Annotated in this window: 11 protein-coding genes; 8 read left to right on the top strand and 3 right to left on the bottom strand. The window is 67.6% G+C overall.

All coding sequences use genetic code 11. The annotated features are described in order from the left end of the window. Positions 1 to 19 precede the first annotated feature (19 nt). The gene (locus tag M2352_RS20055; protein WP_264666273.1) at positions 20 to 742 is read right to left on the bottom strand and encodes a hypothetical protein; all 723 of its coding nucleotides are present in this window, start codon (positions 740 to 742) and stop codon (positions 20 to 22) included. Positions 743 to 1,247: 505 nt separating this feature from the next. Here M2352_RS20055 and M2352_RS20050 point away from each other — a divergent pair. From M2352_RS20050 to M2352_RS20035, 4 genes are all read left to right on the top strand, one after another. Then, the gene (locus M2352_RS20050) at positions 1,248 to 2,762 is read left to right on the top strand and encodes a Do family serine endopeptidase (RefSeq protein ID WP_264666272.1); all 1,515 of its coding nucleotides are present in this window, start codon (positions 1,248 to 1,250) and stop codon (positions 2,760 to 2,762) included. Between the two features lie 126 nt (positions 2,763 to 2,888). After that, positions 2,889 to 3,662, top strand: coding sequence for a glycosyltransferase family 2 protein (locus M2352_RS20045; protein WP_454464569.1), 774 nt, complete (start codon positions 2,889 to 2,891; stop codon positions 3,660 to 3,662). Between the two features lie 77 nt (positions 3,663 to 3,739). Further along, positions 3,740 to 4,066: a lipid-A-disaccharide synthase N-terminal domain-containing protein gene (locus M2352_RS20040; RefSeq protein WP_264666271.1), complete on the top strand. Its 327-nt coding sequence runs from the start codon at positions 3,740 to 3,742 to the stop codon at positions 4,064 to 4,066. 2 nt (positions 4,067 to 4,068) lie between these two features. Then, a complete protein-coding gene (locus M2352_RS20035; RefSeq protein WP_264666270.1) occupies positions 4,069 to 5,754 on the top strand; it encodes an ArnT family glycosyltransferase in 1,686 nt (561 codons plus the stop codon). On the opposite strand, the gene M2352_RS20030 is transcribed toward M2352_RS20035, so the two are convergent. Continuing rightward, complete coding sequence (locus M2352_RS20030) at positions 5,698 to 7,110, bottom strand: putative bifunctional diguanylate cyclase/phosphodiesterase (protein WP_264666269.1); 1,413 nt, start codon at positions 7,108 to 7,110, stop codon at positions 5,698 to 5,700. The two genes, M2352_RS20035 and M2352_RS20030, sit on opposite strands and share 57 nt — an antisense overlap. 317 nt (positions 7,111 to 7,427) lie before the next feature. Between M2352_RS20030 and M2352_RS20025 the strand changes: the two genes are divergently transcribed. Next, positions 7,428 to 7,835: a hypothetical protein gene (locus M2352_RS20025; RefSeq protein WP_264666268.1), complete on the top strand. Its 408-nt coding sequence runs from the start codon at positions 7,428 to 7,430 to the stop codon at positions 7,833 to 7,835. Positions 7,836 to 7,920: 85 nt separating this feature from the next. Continuing rightward, positions 7,921 to 9,471 (top strand): glutamine-hydrolyzing GMP synthase, encoded by a 1,551-nt coding sequence (gene guaA / locus M2352_RS20020; protein ID WP_264666267.1) that lies wholly within the window; start codon positions 7,921 to 7,923, stop codon positions 9,469 to 9,471. Positions 9,472 to 9,837: 366 nt separating this feature from the next. On the opposite strand, the gene M2352_RS20015 is transcribed toward guaA, so the two are convergent. Continuing rightward, the gene (locus M2352_RS20015) at positions 9,838 to 10,410 is read right to left on the bottom strand and encodes a cysteine hydrolase family protein (RefSeq protein ID WP_264666266.1); all 573 of its coding nucleotides are present in this window, start codon (positions 10,408 to 10,410) and stop codon (positions 9,838 to 9,840) included. A 115-nt stretch (positions 10,411 to 10,525) separates the two neighbouring features. Here M2352_RS20015 and M2352_RS20010 point away from each other — a divergent pair, with 115 nt between their 5' ends. Then, a complete protein-coding gene (locus M2352_RS20010; protein WP_264666265.1) occupies positions 10,526 to 11,527 on the top strand; it encodes a GlxA family transcriptional regulator in 1,002 nt (333 codons plus the stop codon). A gap of 307 nt (positions 11,528 to 11,834) precedes the next feature. After that, positions 11,835 to 16,292 (top strand): calcium-binding protein, encoded by a 4,458-nt coding sequence (locus M2352_RS20005; protein ID WP_264666264.1) that lies wholly within the window; start codon positions 11,835 to 11,837, stop codon positions 16,290 to 16,292. Positions 16,293 to 16,387: the final 95 nt, after the last annotated feature.

The raw sequence follows: 16,387 nt of genomic DNA, 5'->3' as shown, positions 1-16,387 counted from the left end.
AAAATGCGGATGCCGCGGGTTACTGATGGCGCCGCGCGGCGCGGTGGGCCGGGATCGGAATCGGGCGGATCGCCTGTTCCTCTTTCCGGCTGGCCGACATGTCGATTTCGATGCGGGCCAGAGCCTTGCGCAGTTCGTGCACCGCGTCCGACAGCGACTGGATGCTCCCCTCACCCGGCTGCTGGCGCCAGGTGCGGTAGGCGCCCAGGCACGCCTTGGCGGTTTCGCGCAGCCGCGCTTCCACCGCATCCACCGGGGTGCCCGGTTCGGTGCGGGCGGCCGCCGGAGCGGCCGGCGCCGCCGCGGTGGCGGGAGCCGTCTTGGCCGCCGATGCGTCCGCCGGAACGGCGGCGGGCTGGGCCGGGGCCTGGCTGACCGGCGGACCGGCTTCCGGGCGCGACAGCTTCAGGGTTTCGCCGTGCGAGGTGTGGACCACGGGGGCCGGGGCCGGCTCCGCCGCGGAGGCCGTATCCGCCGGGGCGGCGGCGCGGGCCGGTTCGCGCGGCGCATCGCCCTTGGGGACGCGGTGAGCGTCCCGCTTGGGCGCATCACCCCGCGGGGCGGTGGTTTTGGGGGCTTCGGCCGTGGGGGCCGGTTCCGCCGCGGGGGTGTCAAGGGGCAGGGTCGGCTCGCCGCCCATGGCCTCATCCTCCTGGCCGCCCGAAGCTTCCGCCTTGCGCACGATATAGGAGATCGCGCTGGGCGTGCATTCGAACTCGCGGGCAATCGCCGATAGGGTCATGCCGGCGCGGTGACGTTCAAGTATTTGGGGCCATGCCGATTGCGGGATGCGTCCACGCCGCCGCGGGGATTCCGCCTCGTTGCCGGTTTCTGAAGTCATAATATCACTCGGCTGCCACGAAGAATTCTGCGTCATTTGTCAACGTACTCAGGCGCGGGGAGACCAACACGCACCGCGCCGGAACGATCGGCGGGCTTTTGCGGGCTTGCGCTTGCGGAACGGTCACTGTCAGTCATCTTTAATATCGACGACTGCCTGACAAAATACCAGCATTACTTTATGGCGAAAAGCCTTTTTAGACCGGAGCCCCGCTCCGATGCGTCAACTGGTCCGTCCGGCGTAGGATGAGGGGCGCGGCGGCTTTCAAAAACCCGTGCATCTTTTAAAAGGGGCAGCCGGACCGGGGTACGCCCGTTAAGAGAAAATGCACTTTTTGAAGAGTGGCTTTGAACAAGAGCGCGTCTCCGGGCGTTTCATCGGCGCAGCCAGAGTCCGGGAGACGCCGATGACGTTCGACAAAGCGCCCTTTCTCCGCCGTTCCGGCCTTGTTTTCGCTTTGACTCTGGCGGGTTTCCTGTCGGCGTCCCCCATCCGCGCCGAACCGGAGGGGGTGGTGCCCGCGGCCCCGGCCCCGGCGCTCCCGGTGCCGTCCTTCTCCACCGTGGTGAAGACACAACTTCCGGCGGTGGTCAACGTGATGACCGAGGGCAAGACCGGGCCGCGGCCGTCAAAGGGCGATGGGGCGCCGCCGTTCCCGCAAGGCTCGCCGTTCAACGATTTCTTCCGCGACCTGCACCGCAACACGCCCCCGGACGGCGGCGGGTCGGGGGCGGTGCTGGGCACCGGCTTCGTCATCGATTCCGGCGGGTGGGTGGTCACCAACTATCACGTGGTGGCCGATGCCGGCGGGATTTCGGTGGTGTTCCAGGACGGCGGCCGCCGTCCCGCCCGGCTGGCCGGGGCCGATCCCGCCACCGATCTTGCGGTTTTGAAGGTGGACGCGGACCGGCCGCTGACGGCGGTGGAGTGGGGGGACAGCGACGGGGCGTCGGTGGGCGACTGGGTGCTGGCCATCGGCAACCCCTTCGGGCTGGGGGGGACGGTGACGGCGGGCATCCTGTCGGCCCGCGCCCGCGACATCCAGCAGGGGCCGTACGACGAGTATCTGCAGACCGACGCCCCCATCAACCGCGGCAATTCCGGCGGCCCGCTGTTCAATCTGGACGGCAAGGTGATCGGCATCAACGCCGCCATCTATTCCCCCACGGGCGGGTCGGTGGGTATCGCCTTCGCCATTCCGTCCAACCTGGCCCGCCCGGTGATCGACCAGTTGCGCGAACACGGGGCGGTGCGGCGCGGCTGGCTGGGGGTGCAGGTGCAGGATCTGACCCCGGAACTGGCCGAGGGCATGGGCATGGCCGGAACCACCGGCGCGCTGGTGGCCGCCGTCACCCCCGGCGGCCCGGCGGAGCGGGGCGGGGTGCGCCGGGGCGACGTGATCACCGCCTTTGGTCCCAGCGCCATCGATTCCATGCGCGCCCTGCCCAAGGCGGTGTCCCAGGCCGGCATCGGCACCATCCTCGACGTGCGGCTGCTGCGGCGGGGCAAGGCCCAGAGCGTGAAGGTCACCATCGGTGCCCTGCCGGAGGTGACGGCGGTGGCGCTGGGGTCCACCGGCACCTCCCAGCAGCCCAGCGGCGCGTCGGACACGCCCGCGGAGCCGCCGCTGGGGCTGGTGATGGCCACCATCAGCCCGCGGCTGCGGGTGGCCTATGGCATCGAGCGCTCGGTGGAAGGGGTGGTGGTGACCGAGGTGCGCGGCGGCGGTGCCGCCGAAGCCCAGGGCATCGAGGTGGGCGACGTGATCCTGGAGGCCGGCCAGCACCCCGTCGGCAAGCCCGAGGATGTGATGGCGCGCCTGCACGACGCCCGCGGCCAGGGGCGCCACAGCCTGCCCCTGTTCATCAGCCGGCAGGGCGACCTGCGGTATGTGGCGGTGCCGGTGCCGTCGGCCGGGTGATTCCGCCGATTCCGTCCTGACGCGCGCAGGGCTGGCCTGATGGGCCGGCCCTTCCTTTTCCCCTACCGTTCCGGTGTGGTCGGCGGTATTTTGCGCCGCTGTACGGGTTCGATAGGGTGTGTGACGGTGACCACAGTTCTCGACGTTTCCAACCCCGGTGCGGCTGCCGTGTCTGCGGCGGCGGGGCCGCGCCTGTCGGTGGTCGTGCCCGTGTTCAACGAAGCGGAAAACGTCACCCCCCTGCTGGACGAGATCGAACGCGCCCTGACGCCGGTGGTCCCGTTCGAGGTGGTGTTCGTTGACGATTGCTCCACCGACGGCACGGCGGCGCGGGTGGCGGCGGCCATCGCCGCGGGCCGCCCGGTGCGGCTGCTGCGCCACCACACCCGCTCGGGCCAGAGCACGGCGGTGCGCACGGGCGTGAAGGCGGCCCATGCCCCCTGGATCGCCACCCTGGACGGCGACGGGCAGAACGACCCCGCCGACATCCCCGCGCTTTTCGCCCGCACCCAGACGCCGGGCGGGCCGCTGCTGGTGGGCGGCATCCGCGCCAAGCGCCAGGACAGCTTTTCCAAGCGTCTGGCCTCCCGCCTTGCCAACGCGGTGCGGCAGGCGATGCTGCAGGACGGCTGCCGCGACAGCGGGTGCGGCATCAAGGTGTTCGCCCGCGCCGCCTTTCTCGACCTGCCCTCGTTCAACGCCATGCACCGTTTTCTGCCGGCATTGTTCACCGCCCATGGGCATGCGGTGGATTACCTGCCGGTCAACCACCGCCCGCGCACGCGCGGGGTGTCGAAATACACCAACTGGCAGCGGGCGCTGGTGGGGGTTGCCGATCTTTTGGGCGTGTGGTGGCTGAAGCGCCGCACCCGCGTGACGTCCGCATCGGAACATTGCTGATCCATGCGGCCCGGTTCCGGGGCCGCGGGGCGACGCACCGCCCCTGATTTTCCCTGTGCGTGGGCTGTGATGCGACGATGCTGAACGCTTTTCTGTCCTGGTACGCCGAACGGTCCACCGAGGAGCTGGTGTGGATCGGCATCGGCTTTTTCGCCCAGGCCCTGTTCATGGGCCGGTTCGTGGTGCAATGGATCGCCAGCGAACGCGCGCGCCGGTCCATCCTGCCCGACATGTTCTGGTACTTCTCCATCGGCGGCGGCGTGCTGCTGTTCGCCTATTCCATCCACCGGGCCGACCCGGTGTTCATGTTCGGGCAGGGGCTGGGGCTGCTGATCTATCTGCGCAATCTGCATCTGGTCTGGAACCATAAGAAGCAGGGCGGCTCGGGCGCCGCGGGGGCATGACGATGACGGCGGCGGCTGAACGGCGGGTTCCGCCCCTGGCCTATGGGCTGCTGGTGGTCTTGTGCCTGGCGCTGTACCTGCCGGGCTTCTTCACCCTGCCGCCGTTCGACCGCGACGAATCCCGCTTTGCCCAGGCCTCATACCAGATGCTGGACACCGGCGATCTGGTGGACATCCGCTTTCAGGACGAGGCACGGCACAAGAAGCCGGTGGGCATCTATTGGATGCAGAGTGCCGCCACCGTCCTTGCCGGCACGCCGGGGGTGAAGGAGATCTGGACCTACCGCCTGCCGTCGCTGCTCGGTGCGGTGGCGGCGGTGCTGCTGACCGCGTGGGCCGGGGCTCGTTTGTTCGGAACCGCGGTGGGGCTGAGTGCGGCGGTGATGCTGGCCGGCTGCGTGGTGCTGGGGGTGGAGGCGCGGCTGGCCAAGACCGACGCCGTGCTGCTGGCCACCCTGGTGGCGGCCCAGGGCGCCCTGGCGCTGGCCTACCGCGCCCGTCCCGGGGGCGAGGAGAGCGCGGCGCCGCGCTGGACGTGGCTGCTGTTCTGGGGGGCCGCGGGCATCAGCGTTCTGGTCAAGGGGCCGCTGGTGGCGCTGGTGTCCGGCGGCACGGCGGCGGGGCTGGTGCTGGCCGACCGGCTGCAGGGCGGGCGCTGGTCCGCCGGGTGGCTGCGGGCGTTGCGTCCGGGGTGGGGGCTGCTGCTGCTGGCGGCCCTGGTGCTGCCGTGGCTGGTGGCCATCGCGGTGCAGACCAAGGGTGCCTTCTTCGCCGAATCCGTCGGCCACGACATGCTGGGCAAGGTCGCGTCGGGCCAGGAGGGCAAGGGGCTGCCGCCGGGCTATTACCTTCTGACCTTCCTGGTCACCTTCCAGCCGTGGGCGTTCCTGGCGCTGGCGGCGGTGCCGTGGGTGTGGGCCAACCGCACGCGCGCGGCGGTGCGCTTCTGTCTGGCCTGGATCATCCCCACCTGGATCGTGTTCGAGCTGGTGCCGACCAAGCTGCTGCACTACACCCTGCCGGCGTTCCCGGCGGTGGCGCTGCTGGCGGCGGCCATGCTGCATGACGGGTATGAGCGCTTGCGCGGGCGCTGGCCGTTCCGCGTGGCGCTGGGGCTGGGGGCGTTCGGCTTCGCGGCCCTGGCGGTGGCGGTGGCGGTGCTGCCGTGGGTGATCGACCGCCGCATCAACCCGGCGGCGGTGGCCGCGGTGCCGGTGGTTCTGGTGCTGTTCGCCGGCATGGTGGCGCTGCTGAACCGCGGGCGGCGTACGCTGGGGCTGGCCGCCGGGCTGGCGTCGGCGGGGATTTTGTACGTGGCGGCCTATGGCGCCACGCTTCCGGCGCTGGACGGGCTGTGGGTCAGCCGGTCGGCGGCGGCGCTGGTGGCGGCCAACCGGACGTGTCCGGGATCGGTGGTGGCCTCTGCCGGCTATTCCGAACCCAGCCTCGTCTTCCTGGTGGGAACCCGGACCAGCCTGGTCTCGGGGGACAAGGCGGCGGCGCATCTGGCCGCCGAGCCCGCCTGCGCCCTGGCGCTGGTGGAAAGCCGGCAGGAAGCCGCGTTCCGCACCGGGCTGGATGCCGCCGGCATCGCAGCGCCGCAGGTCCAGGCGCTGGGCGTGGCGGAAGGGCTAAATTACAACAACGGACGGCGCATGGTGCTGACCCTTTACCGTCTGGGGCGGTAGCCGGGGCAGCCAGCGCTTTTCAAAGCCGTCCACCGGAATGGCGTGGTCGAAGGCATAGCCCTGGCCGGTGCCGCAGCCCATGGCGTTGAGCACCGCGATCTGGTCGGTGCTTTCCACCCCTTCGGCCACCACGGTCTTGGCAAGGTCGTGGGCCAGATTGATCACGGCGCGGATGATGCGCAGGTGGGGTTCGCTGCCGGGAATGCGGGAGACGAAGCTGCGGTCGATCTTGATTTCCGAGATGGGGAACTGGTGCAGGTGGCTCAGGCTGGAATAGCCGGTGCCGAAATCGTCCAGCGAAAACCGGACCCCCAGCGCGCACAGGCTGTCCATCACCGTGCGGGTGCGCTCGGCATCGGCCAGCAGGGCGGTTTCCGTCAGCTCCAGCATCAGCCACGCCGGGTTCAGCCCATGGCGGTCCAGCAGCCCGGCCATCAGATTTTCCAGCCGGTCGTCGGTGAAATGCAGCGCCGACAGGTTCACCCCGATGGGAAACGGCGGGATGCCCATCGCCTGCCAGCGGGTGGCGTGCTCCACCACCGTGCCCAGAACCTGCTCGTCGATGTCGCGGGCCAGCCCGGTTTCCTCGGCCAGGCGGATGAACACATCCGGCGACACCACCCCCAGGTCGGTGTCGGTCCAGCGGGCCAGCGCCTCGGCCCCGTGCAGGTGGCCGGTGGCCAGATTGACCTGGGGCTGGAACCGCACCTGGAACACGCCGTTTTCGATGGCGCGGCGCAGCCGGCTTTCCAGCAGCAGGCGGTTGCGCGACCGTTCCGCCTCGATCGGCGCGTAATGGACGAAGCGGTGTTGCGCCTGCTGCTTGGCGCGGCCCAGCGCCGCCCCGGCGTGGTGCAGCAACTCGCTGGCCGTGGCCCCGTCGTTGGGGAAGCTGGCGATGCCGATGCTGACCGACAGCGACAGCCCGGTGTCGTCCCCCGGCAGCGGCAGCGCCAGTTCGCGCAACAGGCAGCTCAGCCGCCATTCCAGCGCCGGACCGGGGGTGGTGCGGGGCAGGAGAATGGCGAATTCGTCGCTGCCGATGCGGGCCTGCACCTCTTGCGGGGCCAGCCAGCGGGCGATGCGGGCGACCACCTCCCGCAAAACGGCATCGCCGAAATGCTGGCCGAAGGCCTCGTTCATCATGCGGAAGCGGTCGATGTCCACGTCCAGCAGCACGAACCCTTCGTCCCGCTGGCGGCTGCGGTTGACCGTTTCCTCCAGGATGCTGGTGAAGAGGGTGCGGTTGTAGGCCCCGGTCAGTGCGTCGAAATAGGAGACGCGCAACAGCCGTTCCGCTGATTCTGCCGGGGGGAAGGCATCTTCCATTCTGCGGTCGCGATCCATGCTGTCCATACCCGGATATCCTGTCAGCGCACTCATCAAAGCTTCTGCCAAAGACATTAAAAGAGGATTTAAGGGGCAACGCACAATTTTCAACGGAAACGCATCCGACCTATGCGCCTTTTGGAAAATACAGAAGACGCATTCTCTTATGGTTATTCGGTCATGAACGATTTGATATCTTGTTTTACAGCAAAGTAATTTAATTATATAATCATGATTATAAAATGGCGGAACCGTGTTCGATCCCATCCATGGCGCCGGGGAATGAAAGGCCGGTGTTGCGTGTTCGTCTGAGAAGGTCTTCCTCGACGGGTGCGGAGTGGTCCATGACAGGCGTGTTCGGGTTTGGCAGGGGCGGGATGGCCGCGGTTCTGGCCGGTGCCCTGTTGATGGCGGCCTGCATGCCCGCCGGCAGCGGGCGGTATTCCCTGTACAGCGGTTCCTACGGCGGCTCTTATGGTGGCCCTTATGGCTATGGCGGCCCTTATGGCGGTTCCGGCTCTGCGCCGTACGGCTACGGCTCGGCTTATGGCGGCGGGCGCGACGTGCGGGATCTGAACAACAAAGGCCGGGCGGGGCTGGAGCGGGGGTGCGCCAACCGGTATGGCGCCGGTTCGCACAAGTACTGGCAGTGCATGGATGGGGAGCGGAACAGCGAACGCGCCCTGCGCGACGGCTGCCGCGAGGTGTTCGGGGGAAGCAAGCGGCGGATGCAAAGCTGCATGTCGTGGTAGGGCGGGGAAATTGCCCGGAAAATTCTTGACCGCGGATGCGTTGCGGGCCATGAACCCGCTTTGAACAGCCACGCATGAGTCCGCCATGACCGCCGATCGTGTCCTCATCCTCGATTTCGGGTCGCAGGTGACCCAGCTGATCGCCCGCCGCGTTCGTGAAGCCGGGGTCTACTGCGAAATCCATCCCTTTTCCGTCGATGCCGCGCGCATTCAGGCGTTCGCGCCCAAGGCGATCATCCTGTCGGGCAGCCCGGCGTCGGTGAACGACGAGAACGGCCCCCGCGCGCCGGAGGTGGTGTTCACGCTGGGCGTGCCGGTGCTGGGCATCTGCTATGGGCAGCAGACCATGTGTGCCCAGCTTGGCGGATCGGTGACCGGCAGCGACCACCGCGAATTCGGCCGCGCCTTCATCGAGGTGACGGAATCCTGCGCTCTGTTCGACGGGGTGTGGGCCGTGGGCGGGCGCGAGCAGGTGTGGATGAGCCACGGCGACCGCGTGACCGCGATCCCGCCGGGATTCCAGGTGGTGGCGGTCAGCGACGGCGCCCCCTATGCCGCCATCGCCGATGAGAGCCGCCGTTTCTACGGCGTGCAGTTCCACCCCGAGGTGGTGCACACCCCCGACGGGGCCAAGCTGCTGGCGAATTTCGTGCGGAAGGTGGCGGGCTGCACCGGCGACTGGACCATGGCGGCGTTCCGCCAGCAGGCCATCGCCCAGATCCGCGCCCAGGTGGGCGGCGGCAAGGTGATCTGCGGCCTGTCGGGCGGCGTTGACAGCTCCGTGGCGGCGGTGCTGATCCACGAGGCCATCGGCGACCAGCTCACCTGCATCTTCGTCGATACCGGCCTGATGCGCGCGGGCGAGGCGGACGAGGTGGTGACCCTGTTCCGCGACCATTACAACATCCCGCTCATTCACCGGAACGCCGCCGACCTGTTCCTGGGCAAGCTGGACGGGGTGAGCGACCCGGAACGCAAGCGCAAGATCATCGGCGCCACCTTCATCGACGTGTTCGACGAGGAAGCGCACAAGATCGGCGGTGCGGGGTTCCTGGCCCAGGGCACGCTGTACCCCGACGTGATCGAAAGCGTGTCGTTCACCGGCGGCCCGTCGGTGACCATCAAGTCGCACCACAACGTGGGCGGTCTGCCGGAGCGGATGAACCTGAAGCTGGTGGAGCCGCTGCGCGAACTGTTCAAGGACGAGGTGCGGGCGCTGGGCCGTGAACTGGGCCTGCCCGATGCGTTCGTGAAGCGCCACCCCTTCCCCGGTCCCGGCCTGGCCATCCGCGTTCCCGGCGAGATCACGGCCGAGAAGCTGGAGATCCTGCGCAAGGCGGACACCGTTTATCTGGAAGAGATCCGCAACGCCGGCCTGTACGACGCCATCTGGCAGGCGTTTGCGGTGCTGCTGCCGGTGCGCACGGTGGGGGTGATGGGCGACGGCCGCACCTACGACCATGTTCTGGCGCTGCGCGCGGTGACCTCCACCGACGGCATGACCGCCGACTGGTACCACTTCCCCCACGACTTCCTGGCCCGTGTGTCCAACCGCATCGTGAATGAAGTCCGCGGCGTCAACCGCGTCGTCTACGACATCACCTCGAAGCCGCCCGGCACCATCGAGTGGGAATGAGACGGTTCGTTTCGCGGCGTTCCGCGAACGGTTGCACCCTTTAGCCATGCGCGGCCGGAGCCCATCGCCCTCAAGCGATGGGCTCCGCCGGTGAGTTGGCGCATTTGCAAGACGCGGCACGTGTGACCCCCTTCACCATAGGGCGGAGCGGGGGGCGGAAATTGCCGGTCCCGCCATCGGCCAGCAATGCCGTGCCGACGACGAATCTCGAGTCATCCGAGGCAGGAACACGGCTGGATTGGCCAGTTCGAGCGGTGTTCCCATGCCCCCAATCGGCATCAGACAGCGGATACCGTCCTCCGGCTGATGGGGCGGGCAGCGGACACGCCGTCCGGGGGTGCGAAGGGCCCCCCGGACGGCAGAGTATCAGGCGGCACCCGCCGGTGCCGTGGCTGCGGCCAGATAGGCATCGGTGGACAGCAGCGTGGCATAGGCGAACCCCAGCGCCGCCATCGCCGCGGCATGCACCTGGGCCGCCGGAACGGTGATGCCCTCGAAGGCGACATCCCGCGTGGCAACAGCGTCGTGGATCACGGTGGTGCGGTAGCCGTAATCAGCCGCGGCGCGCACCGCGGCATCGATGCACATGTGGCTCATGGCGCCGGCGACGGTCACCTCGGTGATACCGTTGCGGTCGAGCACATCCTTCAGGCCCGTGCCGAGAAAGGCATTGACGGCGTTCTTGAGCAGGACGGTCTCACCGTCCCGCGGCAGCACGGCCCCGTTGATGGCGGAGCCTTCGGACGTGGGGGCAAAGAAGGGGGCGTCCGCCATGGGGAACTCATGGCGGACATGCACCACCAGATCGCCCTGCGCGCGGGCCGCGTCCAGCAGGCGCGCAGCGTTCGCCGCCGCGGCATCGATGTTTTCCAGGGTGAATTTACCCCCATCGAAATAATCATTCTGCAAATCAATAATGATGAGCGCACGTTTCGCCATCTGGGATTTCCTTCCGGTTATTGTGGAGCGCGGCGCCACGCGTTTGCCGAGGTTAGGCAGGCTGCGGCAGGATGAACATTGGCTATTCTGACAAAGAAGGGGGTATTTCCGACAAATGACCGAATCGAACCGGCCCCCGCATGTCGGCGTGCTGATCTACCCCGGTGCGCAGATGTCCGCGGTTCTGGGGCTGACCGACCTGTTCGCCGTGGCCGACAGTCTGGCGCGCAAGCGGCTTGGCGTCGAGCAGCCGGTGCTGCGTGTCAGCCACCTCGGTTCCACACCGGACCACCGGGGGGTTGCGGCGCTGTTCGACACCCATGGGGGAACCGGCGGTGACCCGGATGTCATCATCCTGCCGCCAAGCCTGGGGGATCCTCCCTCGGGGCCTGCCCTGGCACCCTTGGCGGGCTGGCTGAAGGAAAAGCACGCCGGCGGTGCCGCCCTCGCCTCGGTCTGTGCCGGTGCGTTTCTGCTGGGGGAGACCGGTCTGCTGGCCGGGCGCACGGTGACCACGCACTGGCTTTATGCCGGGCCTCTGGCCACGCGCTTTCCCGAAGCGCGTGTCGATACGCGCAAGCTGCTGGTCGATACCGGCGACGTCATCACGGCAGGCGGGCTGATGGCCTGGACCGATCTTGGTCTTCTGCTTCTGGACCGGCTTTTGGACCCGGCCGCCATGGTCGAGACGGCGCGCTATCTCCTGATCGATCCACCGGGGCGGGACCAGCGCTGCTATGGAGGCTTCGTGCCCCGCCTGGACCATGGCGACGAGCCGGTCCTGAAGGTTCAGCGCTGGCTTGAGGCGAACGGAACCGGGGGAATGACCGTCGGGGCCATGGCGGCGCAGGCGGGGCTTGAGGAGCGGACGTTTCTGCGCCGGTTCCGGGCGGCCACAGGGCTCCGCCCGATCGAGTATTGCCAGCATCTGCGCATCGCCAAGGCCCGCGAGATGCTGGAGACCACGAACACCGCGGTCGAGCGGATCGGATGGGATGTCGGCTATGACGATCCCGCGTCGTTCCGCAAGCTTTTCCTGAAGCTCACGGGCCTGACGCCAAGCACCTATCGCCGCCGTTTCGGTGTGTCCCGTGGCCGTTCGGCCCGTTCCGAATGAGCCTGAGGCCCCCGGCCGCTTCTTTTCGAGTGGAATAAAAATTTACAAGTATTGTTCGTTGCTATCGTGTGACGCGGTTTTTCAATGAGAAAATGCAATTGTTTGCATGACGGCCCAATGCGTTTGCATGACGGCCAACGTGTGGGGCCTGTATTTTATTGAATAATCTGGGTGTTCGTGTCCGATACCAATGCGGCTGGAGCCTTCACCGGAATGCGACAAACCACCGCATGCACAATCAAAATTTGCATAATAATAAAACTTATAATAGATATTATGAGTGTTCTTATCGTTTTTGGAGAATTTGATGTCAACGTCATTGCTGGCTTCGGCGGAGATTTCCGTCAACACCACCACGTCCAACGACCAGATTCAGCCGTCTGTGGCGGTTCTGGAGAACGGGGCGCAGGTGGTGGTCTGGGCATCGAACGGGCAGGACGGTTCGGGCTACGGGATCTATGCCCGGCGCCTCGACGCCGCCGGCCAGCCGGTGGGGGAGGAGTTCCGGGTCAATGCGGTGACCGGCAACAACCAGGACAACCCGTCGGTGACGGCGCTGGGCGACGGCGGTTTCATGGTCTTCTGGGGGCAGGACGTCAGCCTGCCGTCGGTTGGCGGCGGCACCGCCAATCCGGGTGCGACTGGCATTTACGCCCAACGTTATGATGCCGCCGGCAATGCGGTCGGCGGGCAGATGACCCTGGCGACCGGCTCCGACGCCCGGTTTCCCCAGGCGACGACGCTGGCCGACGGCAGCGTGATGGCGGTGTGGTCAACGCCGCAGGGCAGTTCGATCAACCTCACCGGCCAGCGCTTCGACGCCCAGGGGGTGGCGCTCACGGGGCCGTTCACCATCCAGCATGGGGACATCCCCTATCATCTGGATGCCCCCCATGTCAGCGCCCTGGCCAACGGCGGCTATGCGGTGACCTGGACGCAGACGTCCGCCCAGCAAACGGATTGGAACATCTACACCCAGGTCTATTCCGCGGCGAACGCGGTGGTGAGCGGGCCGACCCGGATCACCTCGGCCTCGGGCTCGAATTCCTTCCAGTCGTCGAACGCCGTGGCCGGGCTGGCCGACGGCGGGTTCGTGGTGGTCTATGCGGCGACCGGCGGTCGGGACGGCAGCGGTGACGGCATCTTCCTGCGCCGGTTCAATGCCGGCGGGCAGGCGCTGAGCGGGGAGACGCAGGTCAACGGCTATGCCGTCGGTCACCAGTACCAGCCCAGCGTGACGGCGCTGGCCGACGGCGGCTTTGTTGTGGCCTGGACGTCGGAAGCGCAGGACGGCAGCGGCTACGGCGCCTACGCCCAGCGCTACGACGGCGGCGGGAACAAGACCGGCGGCGAGTTCGTGCTGGCGGAGACGCTGAGCGGCAACCAGATGCAGCCGGTGCTTGCCGCCCGTCCGGATGGCGGTTTCGTCGCCACCTGGATCGGGCCGGACGCCTCCGGCTATGGTATCCAGGTGCGGGAGTTTCCTGCCAGTTCCGAAGCACCGGTTTTCGCGGCCCAGGATCTGTTCTCGTCCCGCAACGAAGTGAAGCGGGCCGCCAGTTTGCTGCAAACCGGGCACACGCAGGGCGACGCCCTGGCAACGTCCGGGCTTCAGCGGATCACCGCCTATGAATTCGTTGACGTCAACGCGGCGTCGGACAGTGGCTATTTTACGTTGAACGGTGTGGTTCAGGCGGCTGGGCAGACCATTTCCGTCACCGCCGATCAGCTTGGCAGCCTGCACTTTGTCGGCGGCAGTGCCGCCAGTGCGGATGCGATCCGTATCCGCGTTTCGGACGGCGCCCACTGGTCCGATTGGGACATCGGTACGGTGACAACCCTGTCACCCACGTCTTCCCTGGTGCCTTCGGCGGAGATTTCCGTCAACACCACCACGTCCAACGATCAGATTCAGCCGTCTGTGGCGGTTCTGGAGAACGGGGCGCAGGTGGTGGTCTGGGCATCGAACGGGCAGGACGGTTCGGGCTACGGGATCTATGCCCGGCGTCTCGACGCCGCCGGCCAGCCGGTGGGGGACGAGTTCCGGGTCAATGCGGTGACCGGCAACAACCAGGACAACCCGTCGGTGACGGCGCTGGGCGACGGCGGTTTCATGGTCTTCTGGGGGCAGGACGTCAGCCTGCCGTCGGTTGGCGGCGGCACCGGCAATCCGGGTGCGACTGGCATTTACGCCCAACGTTATGATGCCGCCGGCAATGCGGTCGGCGGGCAGATGACCCTGGCGACCGGCTCCGACGCCCGGTTTCCCCAGGCGACGACGCTGGCCGACGGCAGCGTGATGGCGGTGTGGTCAACGCCGCAGGGCAGTTCGATCAACCTCACCGGCCAGCGCTTCGACGCCCAGGGGGTGGCGCTCACGGGGCCGTTCACCATCCAGCATGGGGACATCCCCTATCATCTGGATGCCCCCCATGTCAGCGCCCTGGCCAACGGCGGCTATGCGGTGACCTGGACGCAGACGTCCGCCCAGCAAACGGATTGGAACATCTACACCCAGGTCTATTCCGCGGCGAACGCGGTGGTGAGCGGGCCGACCCGGATCACCTCGGCCTCGGGCTCGAATTCCTTCCAGTCGTCGAACGCCGTGGCCGGGCTGGCCGACGGCGGGTTCGTGGTGGTCTATGCGGCGACCGGCGGTCGGGACGGCAGCGGTGACGGCATCTTCCTGCGCCGGTTCAATGCCGGCGGGCAGGCGCTGAGCGGGGAGACGCAGGTCAACGGCTATGCCGTCGGTCACCAGTACCAGCCCAGCGTGACGGCGCTGGCCGACGGCGGCTTTGTTGTGGCCTGGACGTCGGAAGCGCAGGACGGCAGCGGCTACGGCGCCTACGCCCAGCGCTACGACGGCGGCGGGAACAAGACCGGCGGCGAGTTCGTGCTGGCGGAGACGCTGAGCGGCAACCAGATGCAGCCGGCGCTTGCCGCCCGTCCGGGCGGTGGCTTCGTCGCCACCTGGATCGGGCCGGACGCCTCCGGCTATGGTATCCAGGTGCGGGAGTTCATCGGGACCGACGCTCCGGTGCAGCCTTGCATTCCCATGGAAGGTTCGTCGGGCAACGACACGCTGACGGCGGTGACCGATCTTCCGCACCGCATCGACGGGTTGGACGGCAACGACAGCCTGACCGGCGGCGCCTCGGGCGATACCTTGTACGGCGGGGCGGGTGACGACACGCTCAACGGCCTCGACGGTGGCGACGCCCTGTTCGGGGGCGGCGGCAATGACCGCTTGTATGGTGGAAACGGCAACGACACCCTGGACGGTGGAGCCGGGACAAACGTCCTCTATGGCGGGGCCGGGGATGACGTCTATCTGGTCAACAGCGCGGGCGATACCGTCCGTGAAGTCGCTGGCGAAGGCATCGACGCCATTCGCACCACGCTCGGCGTCTATACCCTTGGCGCCAATCTGGAACATCTGATCTTCGCCGGAAGCGGTGCGTTCAAGGGAACCGGGAACGATCTGGACAACCTGATTGTCGGTGGGGCGGGCAATGATACGCTGACCGGCGGAGCCGGGGCTGACACATTGATCGGCGGTGATGGTGACGACCGTTTCTACATCGATGCCGCCGACGCGCCGGTTCAGGGGGGCAGCGGCTTTGACACCGCCGTCATTCAGGGGGCGGCGCCGGCGTTTCTCGATCTGGTGGCGTGCGGCATCGAGCAGGCCTATGGCGGCACCGGAAACGATACCCTGATCGGGACGGGCGCCCTGGCCGGGCTGTACATCAATGGCCGCGAGGGTGATGACCTGATCGTCGGCGGGGCCTTCAACGACACCCTGACCGGCGGGAGCGGCCGTGACACGCTGTATGGGGGTGATGGCGACGACCTGCTTTACATCGGTGCGGGCGATGCGTCGGTGAATGGCGGGGCCGGCTTTGACACTCTTTACATGCAGGGGACCGGGGATCTGACCCTGGACCTTGCGGCCAGCGGCATCGAGCGCGTGTTCAGCGGGACCGGGAACGACAGCTTCTCCGCGTCGGCATCCACCGCTGGGGTGGAGGTCAACGGCAACGCCGGGGACGATTATTTCCTCGGAAGCGCTTACGGCGATGTTCTGCGCGGTGACGCGGGCAATGATACGCTGTATGGCGGCGGCGGCAACGACACCTTGGTGGGCGGTGCCGGCGACAACAGCCTGTTCGGCGAGGCCGGCGACGACCAGCTCTATGTCGATACCGCAACCGCGGTGCTGGACGGCGGCGACGGCGACGACACGGTTTTTGTCCGTTTTGCCGGGGGAGCGCTGCTGGATGTCTCGATGGGCATCGAACATGCCTATGGCGGGGCCGGCAACGATACGCTCAGCGCCGCCGGCGCGTCGGGCCGCGTGGACCTGCTCGGCGGGGCGGGGGACGACTGGCTGACCGGGGGCTTGGGGGACGACAGCCTGCGTGGGGATGACGGCGACGACTGGCTGACCGGTGGCGCGGGCAACGATACGCTGACCGGCGGCAACGGCAATGACATGCTGACCGGCGGTTCGGGCGCCGACTATCTGGTGGGTGGTGCCGGGGCCGACCTGTTCGTGTGGAAGACGGGGGATGGCGACGACCTGATCCGCGATTTCTCGGCCGTTCAGGGCGATCGGATCGGCCTTGCCGTCGGGGAGGTCTATACGGTCGGCAGCAACGCGCACGGCGATGCGGTGGTTTCTTTCGCCACCTCGGGGACGCTGACCCTCTTTGGGGTTCAGGCGTCCGCCGTGTCGTCTGGCTGGTTCGTCACGGTCTGACGGGAAGGGCCCCCGGCCATGCTGTGGCATGGGCGGGGGCCGCTCCCGGCGGCTGGTGCGTGCCGGTGATGCCGTATCATCCCCGCCTCGGGGAT

The organism is Azospirillum fermentarium, from assembly GCF_025961205.1.
GTDB classification, from domain to species: domain Bacteria; phylum Pseudomonadota; class Alphaproteobacteria; order Azospirillales; family Azospirillaceae; genus Azospirillum; species Azospirillum fermentarium.
This window is presented reverse-complemented; position numbering and strand designations above follow the sequence as displayed.